General features: G+C 75.4%; 15 protein-coding genes. 5 read left to right on the forward strand and 10 right to left on the reverse strand.

Annotated elements, in window-relative coordinates; all coding sequences use genetic code 11:
• Position 1 precedes the first annotated feature (1 nt).
• Positions 2-799, forward strand: coding sequence for an NAD(P)-binding domain-containing protein (locus ABT238_RS20380; RefSeq protein ID WP_350772284.1), 798 nt, complete (start codon positions 2-4; stop codon positions 797-799).
• On the opposite strand, the gene ABT238_RS20385 is transcribed toward ABT238_RS20380, so the two are convergent.
• Positions 791-1,249 carry a peptidase inhibitor family I36 protein gene (locus ABT238_RS20385; RefSeq protein ID WP_350565544.1) on the reverse strand — a complete coding sequence of 153 codons (459 nt, stop codon included), beginning with the start codon at positions 1,247-1,249 and terminating at the stop codon, positions 791-793. The genes ABT238_RS20380 and ABT238_RS20385 overlap by 9 nt on opposite strands.
• A gap of 163 nt (positions 1,250-1,412) precedes the next feature.
• Here ABT238_RS20385 and ABT238_RS20390 point away from each other — a divergent pair, with 163 nt between their 5' ends.
• A complete protein-coding gene (locus ABT238_RS20390) occupies positions 1,413-2,180 on the forward strand; it encodes an HAD-IIB family hydrolase (RefSeq protein WP_350565543.1) in 768 nt (255 codons plus the stop codon).
• Positions 2,181-2,626: 446 nt separating this feature from the next.
• On the opposite strand, the gene ABT238_RS20395 is transcribed toward ABT238_RS20390, so the two are convergent.
• The 5 genes from ABT238_RS20395 to ABT238_RS20415 form a co-directional block, all read right to left on the reverse strand.
• Positions 2,627-3,955: a VWA domain-containing protein gene (locus tag ABT238_RS20395; RefSeq protein ID WP_350772314.1), complete on the reverse strand. Its 1,329-nt coding sequence runs from the start codon at positions 3,953-3,955 to the stop codon at positions 2,627-2,629.
• 40 nt (positions 3,956-3,995) lie between these two features.
• Positions 3,996-4,460, reverse strand: a complete 465-nt coding sequence (locus ABT238_RS20400; protein ID WP_350772326.1) for a DUF8821 family protein — start codon at positions 4,458-4,460, stop codon at positions 3,996-3,998.
• Between the two features lie 216 nt (positions 4,461-4,676).
• Positions 4,677-5,303, reverse strand: a complete 627-nt coding sequence (locus tag ABT238_RS20405; RefSeq protein ID WP_350772342.1) for a phosphoribosylanthranilate isomerase — start codon at positions 5,301-5,303, stop codon at positions 4,677-4,679.
• 61 nt (positions 5,304-5,364) lie between these two features.
• Entirely contained in the window at positions 5,365-9,555 is a 4,191-nt protein-coding gene (locus tag ABT238_RS20410; protein WP_350772359.1) for an nSTAND1 domain-containing NTPase, read from the reverse strand.
• Positions 9,556-9,558: 3 nt separating this feature from the next.
• Positions 9,559-9,909, reverse strand: a complete 351-nt coding sequence (locus tag ABT238_RS20415) for a CU044_2847 family protein (protein WP_350565532.1) — start codon at positions 9,907-9,909, stop codon at positions 9,559-9,561.
• Between the two features lie 374 nt (positions 9,910-10,283).
• On the opposite strand from ABT238_RS20415, the gene ABT238_RS20420 reads away from it, so the two are divergent.
• A complete protein-coding gene (locus tag ABT238_RS20420) occupies positions 10,284-11,177 on the forward strand; it encodes a 2OG-Fe dioxygenase family protein (protein WP_350772387.1) in 894 nt (297 codons plus the stop codon).
• Between the two features lie 462 nt (positions 11,178-11,639).
• Here the strand turns inward: ABT238_RS20420 and ABT238_RS20425 are convergent, their stop codons facing one another.
• On the reverse strand, positions 11,640-12,086 hold the full coding sequence (locus ABT238_RS20425) for a peptidoglycan-binding domain-containing protein (RefSeq protein WP_350772396.1): 447 nt from the start codon (positions 12,084-12,086) through the stop codon (positions 11,640-11,642).
• A gap of 314 nt (positions 12,087-12,400) precedes the next feature.
• On the opposite strand from ABT238_RS20425, the gene ABT238_RS20430 reads away from it, so the two are divergent.
• Positions 12,401-13,771 carry a cytochrome P450 gene (locus tag ABT238_RS20430; protein WP_350772423.1) on the forward strand — a complete coding sequence of 457 codons (1,371 nt, stop codon included), beginning with the start codon at positions 12,401-12,403 and terminating at the stop codon, positions 13,769-13,771.
• A gap of 21 nt (positions 13,772-13,792) precedes the next feature.
• On the opposite strand, the gene ABT238_RS20435 is transcribed toward ABT238_RS20430, so the two are convergent.
• On the reverse strand, positions 13,793-14,146 hold the full coding sequence (locus tag ABT238_RS20435; protein WP_350772433.1) for a glycine-rich domain-containing protein: 354 nt from the start codon (positions 14,144-14,146) through the stop codon (positions 13,793-13,795).
• 164 nt (positions 14,147-14,310) lie between these two features.
• Here ABT238_RS20435 and ABT238_RS20440 point away from each other — a divergent pair, with 164 nt between their 5' ends.
• Complete coding sequence (locus ABT238_RS20440; protein WP_350565525.1) at positions 14,311-14,673, forward strand: hypothetical protein; 363 nt, start codon at positions 14,311-14,313, stop codon at positions 14,671-14,673.
• A 91-nt stretch (positions 14,674-14,764) separates the two neighbouring features.
• Here the strand turns inward: ABT238_RS20440 and ABT238_RS20445 are convergent, their stop codons facing one another.
• Together ABT238_RS20445 and ABT238_RS20450 are read right to left on the reverse strand one after the other, a co-directional pair.
• Entirely contained in the window at positions 14,765-15,112 is a 348-nt protein-coding gene (locus tag ABT238_RS20445) for a zinc ribbon domain-containing protein YjdM (protein ID WP_350565524.1), read from the reverse strand.
• 41 nt (positions 15,113-15,153) lie between these two features.
• On the reverse strand, positions 15,154-16,872 hold the full coding sequence (locus tag ABT238_RS20450; protein ID WP_350565522.1) for a SulP family inorganic anion transporter: 1,719 nt from the start codon (positions 16,870-16,872) through the stop codon (positions 15,154-15,156).
• Positions 16,873-16,949: the final 77 nt, after the last annotated feature.

The raw sequence follows: 16,949 nt of genomic DNA on the forward strand, positions 1-16,949 counted from the left end.
CGTGCAGCGCATCGGCATCATCGGCGTGGGCGAGATCGGCCGGGCGATCGTCGAAGGCCTGCGCTCCGGCGACGGCGGTGCGTCGCCGGAGGTCTTCCTCTCCCCCCGAGGTGCCCGCACCGCCGCCGAACTGGCCGGGCGCTTCGAGGGCATCCGGGTCTGCGCCGACAACCAGGAGGTGGTGGACCGCTCCGAGGTGGTGGTCATCGCGGTACGCCGCCAGGACCACCACGAGGCGCTCGCCGGCCTGACGGTCGACGACGACAGGACCGTGGTCAACGTGATGGCCGGCGTCTCCACCCACGACCTGCGCCGGGCCCTGGCCACCGGCGCCCCGATCGTCCGCGCCATCCCGCTGCCCGCCGTGCGCGAGCGCGGCGCCGTCACCGTGACCCATCCCTCGCACCCGGTGGTGGACGCACTCTTCGAGCGCCTGGGCGGAGCACTGCCCGTCGCGGACGAGGAGGCCTTCAACGTGTTCTCCGCCCTGACCTCGACCCTCACCACCCACTACGCCTACCTCACCACGCTCACCTCCTGGGCCGCCGGCCACGGCATCGCCCCCGACGCCGCCGACGCCTACGTGCGCGGCCTCTTCCAGGCCGCCGGCCGCTCCCTCTCCGACCGGACCCGCCCCCTCCACCGGCTCGCCGCCGACCACGAGACACCCGGCGGAAGCAACGAACGCCTCCGCACCACCTGGTTCGACCCGGCCAACGCCGCCGCCCTCACGAAGGCCCTGGAAGGCCTCCTCGCCGGCCTGAACCAGGAGCCGGAGTCCGGTTCTCCGTCACGGTGACGAAGAACCGAACGCCTTTCCCGCCCCGGCCTCGCCGGGCCCTGCCGGATCGGACCGGCAGCAGCGGACGTCCACGGCGTCGGTCCGCTTGCCGACGTTGGTGTCGTAGGCCTTGGCGTAGTCGCCGCTGTTGACCGCGCGGCGCTCGACGGGGTCCCAGTCGATGAAGCAGGCGCGGGCGTTGGCGTAGAAGGAGTACACGTGGTCGTGCAGGTTGGCCGGCAGGTCTCGGTAGCCGTTCGGCGGCGACCACCGCCACGGGGTTCCCGAGTGGTTCCGGTCGCGCCGGAAGCAGATCTGTCCTGCGCCGCACTGCTCGGCCGCGCGCTGCGGGGCCGCGGCCTCCGCCTGCCCCGTCGAGGCGGTGACGGCCCGGGAGGGGCTCGCCGCGCCGGTCGAGGCGAGGCAGGCGGCAGCCGCGACGGCGGCCAGGCCCAGACGAACGCGCATGTGCACCCGGCACGCTGACGAGCTGCGTGCACCCCTCTGCCCACCGCCTCGCCGACCGGGCCGACCACCCCACCGGCGAGGTCGACCGCATCGAGGCTTCCACCGACCCCCGCACCCGAGGTGAGCACTTCACCACGGCCGGTGAGCGTGCTAGCTTCCTGCGATGTCGAGGATTCTGGTCACCGATCTGGACGGCACCCTGCTCGGCGGCAGCCCGGAACAGCGGCGGCGGCTACGGGACGCACTGCACCGCCACCCCGAGGTGACCCCGGTCTTCGCCACCGGCCGGGGCCTGGCCTCGGTCCGCCAGGTGCTGCGCGACCCGCTCGTCCCGCGCCCCCGGTGGATCATCTCCGACGTCGGCGCCGGTGTCGCCGACGGCACGGACTTCACCCCCGTGGAGTGCCTCCAGGACCAGCTGCGGGCCGGCTGGCCGGGCACGGAGCACGTGCGCGCCGCACTGGGCCGCTTCCCGGCCCTCGCCTACCAGCACGACACCGTCCAGGACGGCCGCTGCTCCTACCACCTGACACCGGGCCACCTCACCGGCGAGCTCACCGCCGCCGTCGAGGCGCTCGGCTGCGCCTGGGTGTACTCCGGGGAGCGCTACTTCGACGTCCTGCCGCCGCGCGCCTCCAAGGGCAACGCCGTACGCGCCCTGGCCGGGAAGCACGGCTGGCGGCCGGAGGAGGTCCTGGTCGCCGGCGACTCCCTGAACGACCTCTCGCTGTACCACCTGGACGCCCACGCGGTGGTGGTCGGCGGCGCCGAACCCGCTCTGCTCGCCGCCCTCGCCGGCGACCGGCGGGTGCACCGCCCCGGCCTGCCCGGCGCGGCCGCCATCCACGCGGCACTGGAGACGCTCGGCTGGCTCGCCCCGGACCCCGCCCCCGAGCAGCCGCCCTCCCCCGCGGGCGCGGCGTCCGGGTGAAGCCCGCGCAGCGGCCGCTCGGCGGAGCGTCAGGTCGTACGCGATCTGCCACCCTGGGGGCCCCCGGCCCTTCGAGCCGGCCGGTTCCCGTTCCCGAGGAGACCCCGCATGACCACCCCCGACGTGCACGCCAAGCCCGACGAGGCCGGCGCCGAACCATGGCACGGCCACCGCTTCCTCCTCATCGGCACGACGACGGTCTTCGCCTACCACCTTCCGCTCTACTTCGTCGCCGTCCACGCCTTCCAGATGATCAACAGGTTCGCCCGACCTCGACCACGCCGCCGCCGTCACCGTCCCGGCCGTCAAGGACCCCAAGGGCGTCGTCGCCAAGAGCCCCCTGACGAAGGGCCGGTCGTACGAGGGCACCCTCGGCAGCCGCACGGTCACCTTCACGGCCGGCCGCCAGGGCTGGTGGAACCACACCAGCCTCAACAGCCACTGAGCTACGCCAGGATGCCGGCCTGGCGGGCGGCGGTGACCCAGCGGGGGAACTGGGACAGCAGCCGGTCGTACAGGTCGGCGTCGGGCAGGCTGCCGATGTCGTCCACCGCGAAGAAGCCGACGTTGTCGACGCGCCGTCCGGGCAGTTCGTCGAACCGCTGCAGCACGCCGTAGTCGGAGCGCCCGAGCCCCACGAACTGCCAGAAGAGCGGCTCCTCCACGGCCGCGCGCAGCTCGCGCTCGATGTCGGTGTTGCGGTAGACACCGCCGTCGGAGAAGAACAGCACCAGCGTCGGCACCGCCGCCGGGTTCCGGCGCACGTACTCCCGGACCTCGGCGATGACCTTCTGCTCCTCGTTGCCGATCCCGACCGCCTTCATGTCCACCTCGCCGCCGGGCAGCGGCTCCCGGCGCCTGCGGCGTCCGAACAGGCCGCCCAGCTGCCCGACCCGCACGTGCCGCAGCCACTGCGGCAGCTCCCCCACCCGCAGGTCGGGCAGCCGCGCCGGGTTCGAGGCGAACGTCCAGGCCTGCATGGCCCCGTCGTCGTCCAGCTGGGTCGCCACCGCGACCATCCGCTCGACCACGTCGGCCACCACGCCCCGGGCGTAGAGTCCCGTCATCGAGCCGGAGGCGTCCAGCACCAGGACGACCCGCGCGACGAGCCCCGCGGCGCCGTGCTTCTCCAGACTGACCGCCACCTGCCGCTTGCGCAGCGACAGCCGCTCCCGCATCTCGGGCGGCAGCCGCTCCTCCTCCTTCTCCATGCTCGGCACCGGCACCGGCACCGGCCGCGGCGGCGCCTCCTCCTCCACGGTGACCCCGAAGTCCGCGGCCAGCCCGGCCAGCCCCGAGGCGTACCCCTGCCCGACGGCCCGGAACTTCCACTGCCCGCCCCGCCGGTACAACTCCCCGCCTATCAGCACCGTCTCCGGCCCGGCCGCCACGTCGAACCGCGCCAGCCCCGCCTGCGTCCCGGCGTCCACCAGCCGCAGCGACAACCCCCGCACCTGCCCGAAGACCCCGCCGTCCACCGACGCGGCGAGCACGATCCGCTCCACCCCGGGCTCCACCGCCCGGAGGTCCACCTCGACCCGCTCCGTCACCACCCCGGCCCCGTCACCCGTCCTCCCCCGGTGCGTCACCGCCCCCGAGGCGTGCCGCGGCTGGTTGTAGAACACGAAGTCCCCGTCGCCCCGGACCTTCCCGTCCCCCGCCACCAGCACCGCCGACACGTCGACGTCCGGCCCCTCCGCCCAGGACACGTCCACCCGGACGCCACCGGCCTCGACCGGAACGTTGCCACCCGCGCTCAGCACTCGCTCGTTCATCCCCCCAGTCTGCCCGGGCACCGGGGCGGAGCAGGCCGGCTCAGTACGCGTTCTTGATGACGAAGAACGATCCGCGGATGGTCCCGGCGAGCTTCGACCTCTGCCGCGCGAACCTGAACCGCGAGGCGAGCTCCTCCGGGACCTCCATCCCCTCCGCGAGCTTGAACCCGACGGCCCGCTTCCCGGCGTCGTCGAGGGAGTACATCACGTTGACCGACAGGCCGCTCCGGTAGAAGACGTACGCCATCCGGATGCCCTCGACCTGGAAGGCCGTCGCCTCCAGCGGCCTGGAGGCGATGACGATCCCGCGCTCCTCCCGGAGGATCAGGTGCACCCAGTCGACGACCTCCGGGGCGTCCGCCGCGGCCTCCACCGTGAAGACGTGGTCGTACTTGTTCCTGAAGTACCGCGCCTCGTTCGCCCGCAGGCCCGCGAGCGCGTCCGCGACGGGTGACGACTCCAGACCGACGGTCGACACGGCGTCGAAGGCCACGGTGTAGGTCATGGCGGATTCCTTCTCGTGCGCCCCCGGCCCCCCGGCTCCCAGGGGCGTCAACCGTAGCAATCCGGGCTCCCCCGCCCCGGCAACGATCGGCCGGCGTGTCGACCGCGGGTCCGCGGCCCGCCGCCCGGGCTGCCACGCGACCGCCCCTGACAGCCCGTGACGGCCCTCGGTCCGCGCCCTCCTCCCCGGTTCCCCCTCCGGGCCGGGGTCCTCGGATCAGGCGGACTCGGCGGACTCGGCGGACTCGGCGGACTTGGCGGCGCGCAGGAAGGCGGCGATGAGGGCCGGGTCCTTGACGCCGCGGCGGACCTCGACGCCGCTGGAGACGTCGACGCCCCAGGGGGCGGCGGCCGCGATGGCGGCGGCGACGTTGGCGGGGTTCAGGCCGCCGGCGAGCACCCACTTGCCGGCCGGGGGCTTGCTGCCCAGCTCGGACCAGTCCCACGGCTCGCCGGCGCCCGCGACCGGGGCGTCGAGCAGCAGCAGGTCCTCGCCGAAGTCCCCGGAGTCGGCGCCGGCCGCCGCCGCGGCCGAGGTGGCCCGGATCAGCGGCACGTTCAGGTCGGACAGCTCCGCGAAGGCGGACGCCGGGTGGTTGCCGTGCAGCTGCACCGCCCGCAGGCCGGTGGCACGCACCGCCTCCCGCACGTACGCGGCGGGCTCCTCGCGGAAGACGGCGACCGTCAGCACCTCCTCGGGCACCGCGGCGGCCAGTTCGCGTGCCAGCTCGGGCTCCACCCGGCGCGGACTCTCGGTGAGTACGAACCCCACCGCGTCGGCACCGGCTTCGACCGCGGCGGCGACGTCCGCGGCGGTGCTCAGACCACAGATCTTCACGAACACGTTCCGGGATCTCCCTACTGGACGGCGGCTGCCAGGTTACAGGCGAAGGGCCCCGCCGGTCTCAGGGACAGACCGGCCGGTTCCAGTCCCCGTGCAGGTAGACCGACCGCTCCTGCGGGGTCAGGTCCCGGCCGACCGCGCGGCAGACCATGGCGACGGCCTCGTCGGGGGCGGGGTAGGACATGCTCCACACGCGGACCGTGCGGTCGTCGCTGCCGGTGGCCAGGCTCCGCCCGTCGGGACGGAAGGCCAGACCCATCACGTACCCGGTGTGACCGTTCAGGGTGGTGAGGCCGGTGCCGGTGGCCACGTTCCACAGCCGCACCGTGCGGTCGAAGCTGCCGGTGGCCAGGGTCCGCCCGTCGGGGCTGAACGCCAGCGTGCGCACACCGCCGATGTGGCCGGTGAGCCGGGTCCGGACGGCGCCGGCGGCGACGTCCCACAGCACCACCGTGCCGTTCAGGCTGCCGACGGCCAGGGTCCGCCCGTCGGGGCTGAACTCCACCCCGACCACGTGTCCGGGATAGCCGTGCTGGTTGGCGAGGACCGTGCGGCTGACGCCGGTGACCCAGTCCCACACCCGCGCCGTGCCGTCGCGGCTCCCGGTGGCGAGGATCCGCCCGTCGGGGCTGAACGCCACCGCGTACACCTCATCGGTGCGGCGGTCGAACAGGGTGCGGTTGGCGCCGTCGGGCAGGTCCCACAGCCGCAGTGTACCGTCGCCGCCGCCGCTGGCCAGCATCCGCCCGCCCGGGCCGAACGCGACCGACCAGACGGGGCCGGTATGGCCGGGGAGGGCGCGCTTGGTCCCGGTGGGCACGTCCCAGAGCAGCACCGTGCCGTCGTCGCTTCCGCCGGCGATCGTCCTGCCGTCCGGGCTGAAGGCGACCGACCAGACGGCCCTGGGGTGGCCTTCGAGGGCGCGGCTGGTGCCGGTGGCCACGTCCCACAGCAGCAGCGTGGTGCCTTCGGGGTCGAGGATGGCGGTGGCGAGGGTGCTCCCGTCGCCGCTGAAGGCCAGCGTGGTCATCAGGCCGCTGCGGCCGGTGAGGGTGAGGCGGCCGGTCGCGACGGCCTCGTCCCACAGCCGGACCGTGCCGTCCTGGCTGCCCGTGGCGATGGTCCGCCCGTCGGGGCTGAACAGCGCGGCCGTCACGGTGTCGGTGTGGCCGCTGAGCACCGTGCGGCTGCCGCCGGTCACCACGTCCCACAGCCGCACCCTGCGGTCGAAGCCGCCGGTGGCGAGCGTCCGCCCGTCGGGGCTGAACGCCAGGGTGCGCACGCCGCCGATGTGGCCGGTGAGCGTGGCCCGGGCCGCGCCGGTGTCCGCGTCCCACAGCCGCACCGTGCCGTCGTCGCCGCCCGTGGCCAGGATCCGCCCGTCCGGGCTGAACGCCGCCGCGGCGGCGGTCTCGGGGAGGGTGGCGCGGCTGCCGCCGGTGGGCACGTCCCACAACGTCACCGGGTTCTCGGGGCCACCGGTGGCCAGGGTCCGCCCGTCGGGGCTGAACACCTTGGTGCTCACGACTCCGCGGTGCTCGGGGCCGATCGTACGGCTGTCGCCGCTGACGACGTCCCGCACCTGCGCCGTACTCCGGAGGCCGCCTCCGGCCAGGAAGCGTCCGCCGGGCGCCAGGGCCACCTCCTCGGTGCCGGTGTTCTCCCACACGAGCACGATCTGGTCGGCGCCGGTGGCCGGGTCCCACGCCTGGACCGTGCCCGAAGCGCCGGCCGTCATCAGGGTCCGTCCGTCGGCGCCGAACGCCAGCGACCCCACGGTGGTGGCAGCGTTGAGGACCCTTCCGGTCGCGGCCGTCTCCGTGTCCCACAGGCGTACCGTCCGGCCGTTCTCGCCGACGACCAGGGTCCGCCCGTCGGGGCTGAACGCCAGCGTCCGCACGCCCTCGGTGTGGCCGGTGAGGCGGCGGCGCAGGGGAAGGCCCGCAGCGGCGTCGAGGCCGGCGGTGGCCTCGTCGGTGCCGCGGATCCGGTACGCGGCGACCGCCAGGAGCGAGGCGAGGTCGGGGTCGATGCCGAGGAGGATGTTCGATTCGGCGGTCAGTTCCCGGGAGGAGGCCGTGCGCTGCGCGTCGGCCGCCTTCCGCTGTTGCTGCCAGGCCGAGACACCGGCGGCCGCCGCGATGACCAGGGCGATGGAGAGGGTGATCGTGGCGATCACCATGCGCCGGCGCCGTCCCTGGTGGTGGCGGTGGCTGGTCCGCAGGAACGCCGCGACGTCGGGCGGCAGGGTGCGATGGGCCGACCAGCGCACCCCTTCGGCCACCAGGGCCTCGTCCAGGACGTCCGCCCGGGAGCGGCTCTCCCGCCAGTGGGCGTACTTGGCGCGGGCGCGCCGGAGCCAGTCGAAGAACCGCGCGCCCTCCTCGACCCACCCGCGCAGCGTGGCCCAGTCGCGGATGAGCGCGTCGTGGATCAGTTCGGCCACCGCGGCCCCGGGGGTGCCGTCGTCCGCGGCGGCGCCGCCGGCGCGCCCCGTGTCGGGCAGCAGGGCGGTGGAGACGATGCGGTGGCGGGTGAGCGCGGCCAGGACGTCGTCGACGGCCCGCGGCAGGTCCGGCGTGCGCGGCTCGGCGACCAGCTCGCGCAGTTCGTCGAGGGCCAGTTGCTGGCGCACGGCCGGGATGTTGAGGGTCTCGTCGGCCGGGTGGACGAGTGCCGTCAGGATCCGCTGGGCGATGGGCCGCTGGTGCTCGTCGAGCTCCGCGAGCGCGGCGTCGCACCAGTCGGTGAGGGCGCCGGTGACGCCGCCGATGCGGCGGTAGGCCTGGTGGGTGAGGTGGCCGCCCTGCTCGGTCCGGCGTTCCCACAGGCGGCTGAGGGTGACCTCCAGCAGGGGCAGCACCGTCACCGGGGCCCGGAGGTCGGCGGCGGTGCGGAAGTTGGTGTTCATGACGTCGGCGATGATCTGGTCGGCGAGTCCCGGCTGGAAGCGCACGCCCAGGTCGTGGGCGGGACCGGTGACGATCGCCTCCAGCTCGGCGCGGCTCAGCGTGGCGGGGACGTTGAGCAGCCCGGGCAGCGCCGCGTCCAGCAGCCGGGGGGCGGCCGCGGACAGCCGGGAGTAGAAGTCGTCCCGCATCACCAGGAGCACGCTGAGCGCGGCGTCGGAGCCGATCGCCGCGGTGATCCGCTCCAGGGCGTCCAGGGAGCCGTCCTCCGGTTCGGCCCCGGCTCCCCGCTGGGTGAGCAGTTCCTCGAACTGGTCGACGACCAGCACGACGCGGTCGTGGGCGGGGTCGCCGGCGAGCAGCCGGGCGACGGCCGCCGCGATCCCCGCCGTGCCGGTGTCGGCGAGTCCGGCCCGGTCGAGCGCGGCCGCGAGGTCGCGGCCCGGCCGTACCACGACGGGGCGCCAGCGGTCGCTGCCCGGCAGCCGGCCGGCCGCGAGCGCCGACAGGACGCCCGCCTGGACCAGGGACGACTTGCCCGCCCCGGACGGGCCGAGCAGCAGCACCGCCCGTCGCCCGCCGGCCAGGCCCGCCAGCACCTGGTCCACCGCCTCCTCCCGGCCGCGGAACCAGCGGGCGTGCTCGGCGGTGAACGGCTCCAGCGCCCGGTAGGGCGAGACGTCGTCCTGGTCCAGCGCGGGCCAGACCTCGCGCAGCACCGTGCTGGGGGTGGCGTAGGCGATGCCCTGCCCGCGGGCGTGGGCGTCGAGCCCGGTGATGGCGGTGACCATGCCGACCACCAGTCCGGTGACCTCGTCCAGGACCGGTCCGCCGCTGAAGCCGGTGGTCAGGTCGTTGGCGCCGGTGAGCTGCAGCAGGTCGCCGCTGTCGTCGGCGGCGGGCAGCAGGTCGCCCGCCGTGGCGAAGCCGTAGTGCCCGCCCGGCGGGGCCTGCCGGGGGAAGCCGAGCGAGCGCACCCGGTGCCCGCGGATGCCGGCCACCGGTCCGAGCGCCAGCGGGGCGGTACCCGGCACGGCGCGCTCCAGGCGCACCAGGGCGACGTCCCGTTCCCGCGGCCCGCACCAGGCCTCGGCCAGCACCCGGCCGGTGACAGTCGGGGCGCCGGGCGCGCGGGGGAAGTCCGGTGCCACCTGGTCACCGGGTCCGTAGCCGCCGTCCACCAGGACGTGGGCGCAGGTGACGAGCAGGTCGTCGGCGACCAGGAAGGCCGATCCCGCCGGATCGCCGTCCCTGCCGACGATCCGGGCGACCGCCGTGGGCAGGGCCGGGGCGGGCAGGCTAGGTGCGGTTCCGCTGCCGGGGGCGGTGTGCCGGCCGTCCACGGCTCACTCCTCCGGGGCGCCGGCCGCCGCGGGGTCGTGGTCGCCCTTGCGCCACACCAGGCGTACGGTGAGGTGGCAGGCCGTCTCCGTTCTGGAGACCACGACTCCGGCCTCGGCGGCGAGATCGACGCCGAACTCGACCTCCACCTCCGCCGGTCCCGCCTCGCGCAGGTGGGACAGCACGGTGCGCGCCATGGAGGTGACCGGGGCCAGCGCGGCGGACAGCGCCACCGGAAGGTCACGGACCGCGTCACCGATCCGGCCGGCCTTCACCGGGCCCGCGGCCTCGTCCGAGGCCTCGAAGAGTATCGAGCCGCCGCCTTCCAGAGCGACCCGGGCAAGCTGCCGACCCATGATCTCCCCTCCCAGCCGTTGCGCCCTCGGCGACGGCCGGGCCACCCTATCGACGCACCCCTGCGGATATCTGACGAATTGTCAAATCCCTTCGGCGGTCCACAGGATTCACACACGGCGGGCACCGCCCGGGCGCAGCGACCGGGCCGCGGCAGCCGGGAGCGGGCGGCGCCCCGGTCGGCTTGCCGGCCTCCGCGCCCGGGCCGGATCGGGACGGCGGGCACCGGCCCGGGCCCGGCCTTTTGGACCGGAGGTTTCTGGGCAGGCGCGGGGCGCGGGGCGTCCCCCGGGGGGTGCCGTCGCGACGGCTGCCCGCCCCGCGCCCCACCGCACCCGACCGAACCGGGGAGATCCCCGGAGAACCGGAGAGACCGATGGACGACGCTCCGTATCCGCTGCCCGGCCCGGCGGCCGCCACCGTGTCCGGCCCCGTCCTGCCGGCGTCCGACTCCCCGCCCCGGGACGGGAGCGTGCGGCGCGACGGCTACGCCCGGCTGAGCGCCGCCGACCTGGGCGTCGACGCCGGGGCGATGGCCGAGGACTTCGCCCGGCTCGCCGACGCCTACGGCGACCTGCCCGCGGACCCGTACGCGCGGCACACCAACCGGTTCCGCCGCTACTCGCACGCCGTCCACCTGCCGTGGACCGGTCTGCTGTCCTACACTCCGGGCGCCCCGGACGAGGAGTTCGGCACCGTCACGGAGTACTGGCAGGACGAGCACAACCCCGAGTACCCCCGGGTGCGCCGCCGGCTGCCCGATCTTCCGCCCGCCCTGCGCGAGAACCGGCTGCTCGACGCGCTGATCCGGGCCGATCTCGGCCACGCCCTGTGGCTGGAGGAACTGCAGCGCGTCCCCGTCTACGTCGGCGTCCACCTGATCGCGCTCGGTGTGCGGGACCGGGCGCAGGTGGCGGTGTCCTCGCCGAACTGCCTGCACCAGGACGGTGGTTCACCGGCCACCTTCACCTTCGCGCACCTGGTCGGGCGGCGGAACATCGAGGGCGGCGAGAACGTCATCGCCACGGCCGGGAGCGCCGGCCGGCAGCCCGAGGAACTGCCTCCCGGCGCCCTGCACGCCCGTTTCGTGCTGACCGAACCGCTGGACGGCTACGGCGTGCACGACCACCGCGTCAGCCACTACGTCGGCCCGGTCCGCCTCGGGGCCGACGGGGCCGGGGAGACCGACGGGGACGGCCCGGGCGGCACGCTCCGCGGCCGTCGCGACATCCTCATCATCGGCATCGCCCCCTACGCCCCCGGTCTGTAGCCTCCGGCGCCGCCGGAGCGTCCGCGAGAGCCGCCTCGGGGACCCGGTCGGCCGACGGCGCCGCCCGCCCGGACCGGGGGCGGTCACCGCCGTCCCGGGCCTCCGCCCGGTCGCCGAACGTCACATGGTCGAGGCCCGGGCACTGCGGCACCCTTCCCGCCGTGACCGGAAGTTGCGCCGGCCCGCCGCGTCCCCAGATCATCCCGCCGCCACCGCCCGGCCGGTCCACCGCTGATCGTTGGTCATGACGACGATCCTGCCCGGATCGGGCGCCGTCCGCCTGAGTAGCGGTACTCAACTCCGCGTCACCGTACGGCGACAACGACGCGGGCCCGCCTCAGGAGGTTCCTGAGGCGGGCCCGGGCCGCTCTGTCCGATGGTCTTCCGCCGGTACGCGGGGCCGGAGGGGCGGACAGGTCCCCCGCCGGGTGCTGGCGTCCTACCGGTGGAGCGAGCAGGCGGTCAGCACCAGCCGAGCTGGGCGAACGCCTTCCAGGCGGCCTTGGTCTTCGACCCGGCGATGCCGTCGATGCCGCCGGTGTCGTAGCCGAGTTCGGTGAGGAAGCGCTGGAGGGCGCGGATGGTGTTGGGGCCGACCGCGCCGTCGACGGTCCCGGCGTCGTAGCCCTGGTCGTTGAGGTAACTCTGCCAGGCCCTCCAGCTGTTGGCGCCGAGCTGGCCGTCGATCGTGCCCGGGTCGTAGCCGGAGTCACGGACGAAGCACTGGACGCTCTTGCCCTCGGCGGTGTTGAGGCCGAGGTTGTTGACGGCCCGGACGCCGGCGGTGTGGGCGGGGGCCTGCCGGACGGGCGCGGCGGTGGCCGCGGTGGCGCCGGCGAGGGTGCCGACGCCGAGGGCGGCCGCGGTGAGAAGGCCCACCAGCGCCTTCATGAGGCTGTTCGATGCCATGGGTTTCCACTCCCTGGTGCGGAAATCGGGGCGAGAGGGACGCTAGCACCGGTCGCGTGCGAAGAACCATGCCCGTTCCGAATTCCCCGAACGATCCCCGGAAAGATCCACGCGGCAGGGAAGCGCACCGGGAAATCCCCCGTCGCAGCAGCTCGGAACCGGTGGAGCCACTTCCATGGAAAGCCCCGGTCCGATCCGCGAACGGAGCGGTGATTCGATATCCGACCCCCGACAATCCCCCGACCGGCCGAGCGTGCGGGCCGGTGAATGCGCGCCTGTTGTCCGCCGCTCGCCGGTGCGCCTACCCTGCTGCCGTGTCCTCGTCAGCGCGCGGTACCGCCACCACGACCTACGCCCACGGGAGGCCGCCCGGGGCGGTGCCGCTGCTCGGGCACCTGCCCGCGCTGGCCCGGGACCCGGCCCGGTTCCTCGGACGACTGCACCGCCACGGCGACCTGGTGGAGATCCGGCTCGGGACGCACCGGATGGTCGTCCCCTGCCACCCGGAGCTGCTGCGGCAGGTGTACGCCGACGACCGCACCTTCGACAAGGGCGGGCCGATCTACCGGCGCTTCCGCGAAGTCCTCGGCAACGGGCTGCCGACCTGCGCCCACGCCGACCACCGGCGCCAACGCCGGATGCTGCAACCGGAGTTCCGCCCCGACCGGCTGGCCGCGTACGCCGCCGTGATGAGCCGCGAGGCGGAGCTGCTGGCCGGCTCCTGGCGGCACGGCGAGGTGGTGGACGTCTTCCCCGCCTGCTACCGGTTCACCCTGCGGGTGGTGACGCGCACCCTGCTCGGCACCGAGGTGCCGGACGCGCTGGCCGAGCGCCTCCAGCACGCCTTCGAGACCGCCTTCGCCGGTGCGCTGCGGCGGCTCTGGATGCTGCCGGCCGGCCCCGGCTACCGGACGGCGGTCCGCACCCTGCGGCAGACCGTCACCGACCTGGTGCGCGACCACCGGGCGCACGGCCCGGGCCGCACCGACCTGCTGGCCGGTCTGGTCGCCGCCCGCGACGAGGACGGCTCGACGCTCTCCGACGCCGAACTGCACGACCAGGTCGTGGCCATGCTGCTGGCCGGCACCGAGACCACCGCCTCCCAGCTCTCCTGGACGCTGCGCCTGCTGACGGCCCACCCCGAGACGCTGGCCGCCGTGCAGGCGGAGGCCGACACGGTGCTGCCGGACGGCCGGCCCGCCGGGTGGGGCGATCTGCCGCGGCTCTCCCTCACCGGCCGGGTGCTGACCGAGGCCCTGCGGCTCCACCCGCCCGGCTGGGTGCTGCTGCGCACCTGCTCCCGCGCGACCGAGCTCGGCGGCCGCCCGCTGCCGCGCGGCGGCCAGGTGCTGCTCAGCCCGTACGTCGCCCACCACAACCCGCGGATCTTCGCCGACCCGGCCCGTTTCGACCCCGACCGCTGGCTGCCCGAGCGGGCCGCCGCCCTGCCGCGCTGGGGCTTCGCCGGGTTCGCCAACGGCCCCCGGCAGTGCCTCGGCGCCGACTACGCCCGCGCCGAGGCGGTGATCGCGCTGGCCACCGTCCTGGCCCGCTGGCACCCCGCCCGGGTACCGGGCCGCCGCGCCGACGACCGCCCGGTCCGGCTGACCACGGTCCTGCGGCCGCGGCGCCTGGAGCTGCGGATGCTCGACCGGAAGCGGCCCCGGGCGGCGGCCGACAGCTGACAGGCCCGGCCCCTTTCGCCGTCAGTACGTGATGGTCACACAGCCGTTGCCGCCGGGCTCCCCACCGGCGCCCGGAACACCCAGGGGGACCGTGCCACCGCGGCCACCGGCTCCGTCGCGAGGTCCCCCGCCGCCACCGCCGTTGCCGGCGCCGACGAGGGTGATCGTCACGGTCGTGACGCCCTCGGGCACGGTGAAGGTGTACTGCCCCGGGGTGGCGTAGGTCTTCGTGGTGGTGACGGCCTGCGCCGGGGCCGCCCCGGTCAGCGGGCTCGCCAGGGCCCCGAAGCACAGCGCCGCGGCGGCGGCGACCCGGGCCGGCCGCGAGGCCGTCCCCCTCCGCGCCGGCGACCCGACGCCCGGTCCGTCCGACATGCCGGCCGCTCCTTCCGTCCCGTGACCCGGGCGTCCACCCGGACACCGGCCCCAACGACGGCCCGCCCCGGCGGGCTCGCGCCCTTCGCCCTTTCGGACCGCACGGGACCGCAACTGACGCGGCACCAGGCCATTGTCGGAGGTCTCCCCTAGCGTCCCTGGGCATGACTCCAGTGAGCGCAACACCGCCGGCCGCGACCACCCTGCTCCCCCACCGGGACGGCAGCGGGCACCCGGCCCTCGACGGGGCGCCCGTCGCCCGTCTCACCCTGCCCCTGCGCGAGGCGCTGCTCGGGCTGGCCACCCGGCTCGATCCGGCCGGTGCGGCGGCCGACGCCGACTGGGCGGTGTGCACGGCGCTGCGCCTGGTGGTGGCCGGGGCGTACGACACCGCCGAGCCGGACGAGGCGCCCGGTCTGCTCTACGTCACCCCGCCGGTCTCGGAGCTGGCCGGCCGGCCGGTGTGGCTGGAGCGCCCGTACCGGGGCGGGCCGATCACGGCCAGGTTCCCGGCCGACCGCTGCTGACCGGCCGTCACCGCCGGTGCCGGGGCGCGCCGCCCGCCGGAACCGCGCGAGGGCGGCCCATCCGGAGGTGGACCGCCCTCCTACGGCCGGGTCAGGCCTTCTTCACCACGGAGGACTTGAGCTGCATGGCGCCGAAGCCCTCGATGCGGCAGTCGATGTCGTGGCCGTCGACGCCGTCGACCAGCCGGATGTTGCGGACCTTGGTGCCCGCCTTGATGCCGGAGGCGCTGCCCTTGACCTTGAGCGCCTTGACGACGGTCACGGTGTCGCCGTCGCTCAGGACGTTGCCGACGGCGTCCTTGACCACCCGCTCGCCGGACGCGGCCTCACCGGCGGCGGGCTGCCACTCGTGGCCGCACTCCGGGCAGACCATGAGGGCGTCCATCTCGTAGGTGTACTCGCCGGAGCACTTCGGGCAGGCGGGGAGGTTGTCGCTCATGTGATCAGACTATCCAGTCGTTCGAAGGGTGATGACCGAGGTCAAGGCCGGGGTCGGGGGAGGCGGGCGGGGGCGGAGGAGGGCTCTCCGGGGGCGGCGCCGCGGGCCCGCAGGTGGGTGCGGGCGTGGGCGATGGCCTCGGGCGTGGTGGTGAAGACGTGGCCCTCGGCGCGCAGAGCGTCCAGGGTGCCGAGGGCGTCGAGCGGGCGGTGGTGCTCGTCGCGGACGCCGGAGACCAGGACGAGCGTGCCGCGGCGCCGCAGCCGGCCTATCGCGTCGCCGAGCACGACGGCGCCGCTGGCGTCGATCGCGCTGACCCGGGACATCCGCAGGACGACCACGTCGACCTCGGCGGTCTCGGTGAGCTCCAGCAGGAAGCGGTGGGCGGCGGCGAACAGCAGCGGACCGTCGATCCGGTAGGCGACGATGTGCTCGGCGAGCAGCGCCTGCTCCTCGGCGTGGTGGTCGGCCGGGGGCAGGTCCGCGTGCAGCGGGACCTGCTCCACCCTGGCCGCCCGCGCGACCGCGGCCAGGGCCAGCGCGCCGGAGACCAGCAGGCCGACCACCACGGCGGTGACCAGGTCGAAGGCCAGCGTGGCGGCGGCGGTGAGCAGCAGGACGGCGGCCTCGCCGCGTCCGCTCCGGGCGAGCGCCCGCAGCGAGCCGACCTCGACCATCCGCACGGCGGTGGCCAGCAGCACGCCGGCGAGCGCGGCGAGCGGGATGCCCGCGACCAGCGGCGCGGCGGCGAAGACGATCACCGCCAGCACGGCGGCGTGCACCAGGGCGGCGAGGCGCGAGACGGCGCCGGAGCGCACGTTGACGGCGGTCCGGGCGATCGCCCCGGTCGCGGCGACGCCCCCGAACAGCGGCGCGGCCAGGTTGGCCAGGCCCTGGCCGAGGAGTTCGCGGTCGCTGTCGTGCCGTTCCGAGACGCTCATGGCGTCCGCGGCGGTCGCGGACATCAGCGACTCCAGCGCGGCGAGCGCGGCCACGGCGAGGGCGGAGGGCAGCAGGGCGGGGACGGCCGAGAGGTCGAGGAAGGCGAGCGAGGGGGCGGGCAGCCCGGCGGGCAGGTGGCCGATGGTGGCGACCGGCAGGCCGACGGCCGCCACGGTCACCGTCGCACCGACGACGGCGAGCAGCGAGAACGGCAGGCCGGGCCGCAGCCGGGCGCCGACCAGCATCACCGCCGCCACGGCGAGGGCCACGCCGAGCGCGGCCCAGTGCGGCGTGGCGGCGAACGCCCGCACCGCCTCGGCGGCGACGACGGCGGGCTTGTCGCCGTCCGGCTTGGGCACCCCGAGCGCCCCGGGCACCTGCTGGAGGGCGATGACGCCGGCGATCCCGAGGGTGAAGCCCTCCACCACCGGGACGGGGACGTAGGCCATCCACCGGCCGGCCCGGCCGAGCGCGAGTGCGACGAGGATCACTCCGGCGAGCAGCCCGACGGTCAGCACCCCGCCGGCCCCGTAGCGGGCGACGATCGGCACCAGGACGACGGTCATCGCGCCGGTCGGTCCGGAGACCTGGAGGTTGGAGCCTCCGAAGAGCGCGGCGACGGCCCCGGCGACGACGGCGGTGGCGAGGCCCGCCTGCGCGCCGGCGCCCGAGGAGATCCCGAATCCGAGGGCGAGCGGCAGGGCGACGATCGCCACCGTGAGGCCGGCGAGCAGGTCCTTGCGGGGCGAGCGGCCCATGGTGGCGAGGATGTCGCGGGTGGGCAGGATCGCGCGCACGCGGTCGAGAACTGCGGCCATGGGCTCGGCTCTCTCCTGGTTCTCCCCCGGCGGCGTACGGGGCGCGGGCCCCGATCCAACGGCACGCCAGCATGTAT

This window comes from Kitasatospora sp. NPDC001527, from assembly GCF_040298605.1.
Taxonomy (GTDB): domain Bacteria; phylum Actinomycetota; class Actinomycetes; order Streptomycetales; family Streptomycetaceae; genus Kitasatospora.

What these genes read in the sequence shown, in the direction of transcription:
- ABT238_RS20450 (WP_350565522.1), bottom strand. Translation starts at nt 16,872, where the DNA reads ATGGCCGCAGTTCTCGACCGCGTGCGCGCGATCCTGCCCACCCGCGAC.
- ABT238_RS20435 (WP_350772433.1), bottom strand. Translation starts at nt 14,146, where the DNA reads ATGTCGGACGGACCGGGCGTCGGGTCGCCGGCGCGGAGGGGGACGGCC.
- ABT238_RS20420 (WP_350772387.1), top strand. Translation starts at nt 10,284, where the DNA reads ATGGACGACGCTCCGTATCCGCTGCCCGGCCCGGCGGCCGCCACCGTG.
- ABT238_RS20395 (WP_350772314.1), bottom strand. Translation starts at nt 3,955, where the DNA reads ATGAACGAGCGAGTGCTGAGCGCGGGTGGCAACGTTCCGGTCGAGGCC.
- ABT238_RS20385 (WP_350565544.1), bottom strand. Translation starts at nt 1,249, where the DNA reads ATGCGCGTTCGTCTGGGCCTGGCCGCCGTCGCGGCTGCCGCCTGCCTC.
- ABT238_RS20440 (WP_350565525.1), top strand. Translation starts at nt 14,311, where the DNA reads ATGACTCCAGTGAGCGCAACACCGCCGGCCGCGACCACCCTGCTCCCC.
- ABT238_RS20400 (WP_350772326.1), bottom strand. Translation starts at nt 4,460, where the DNA reads ATGACCTACACCGTGGCCTTCGACGCCGTGTCGACCGTCGGTCTGGAG.
- ABT238_RS20415 (WP_350565532.1), bottom strand. Translation starts at nt 9,909, where the DNA reads ATGGGTCGGCAGCTTGCCCGGGTCGCTCTGGAAGGCGGCGGCTCGATA.
- ABT238_RS20445 (WP_350565524.1), bottom strand. Translation starts at nt 15,112, where the DNA reads ATGAGCGACAACCTCCCCGCCTGCCCGAAGTGCTCCGGCGAGTACACC.
- ABT238_RS20425 (WP_350772396.1), bottom strand. Translation starts at nt 12,086, where the DNA reads ATGGCATCGAACAGCCTCATGAAGGCGCTGGTGGGCCTTCTCACCGCG.
- ABT238_RS20390 (WP_350565543.1), top strand. Translation starts at nt 1,413, where the DNA reads ATGTCGAGGATTCTGGTCACCGATCTGGACGGCACCCTGCTCGGCGGC.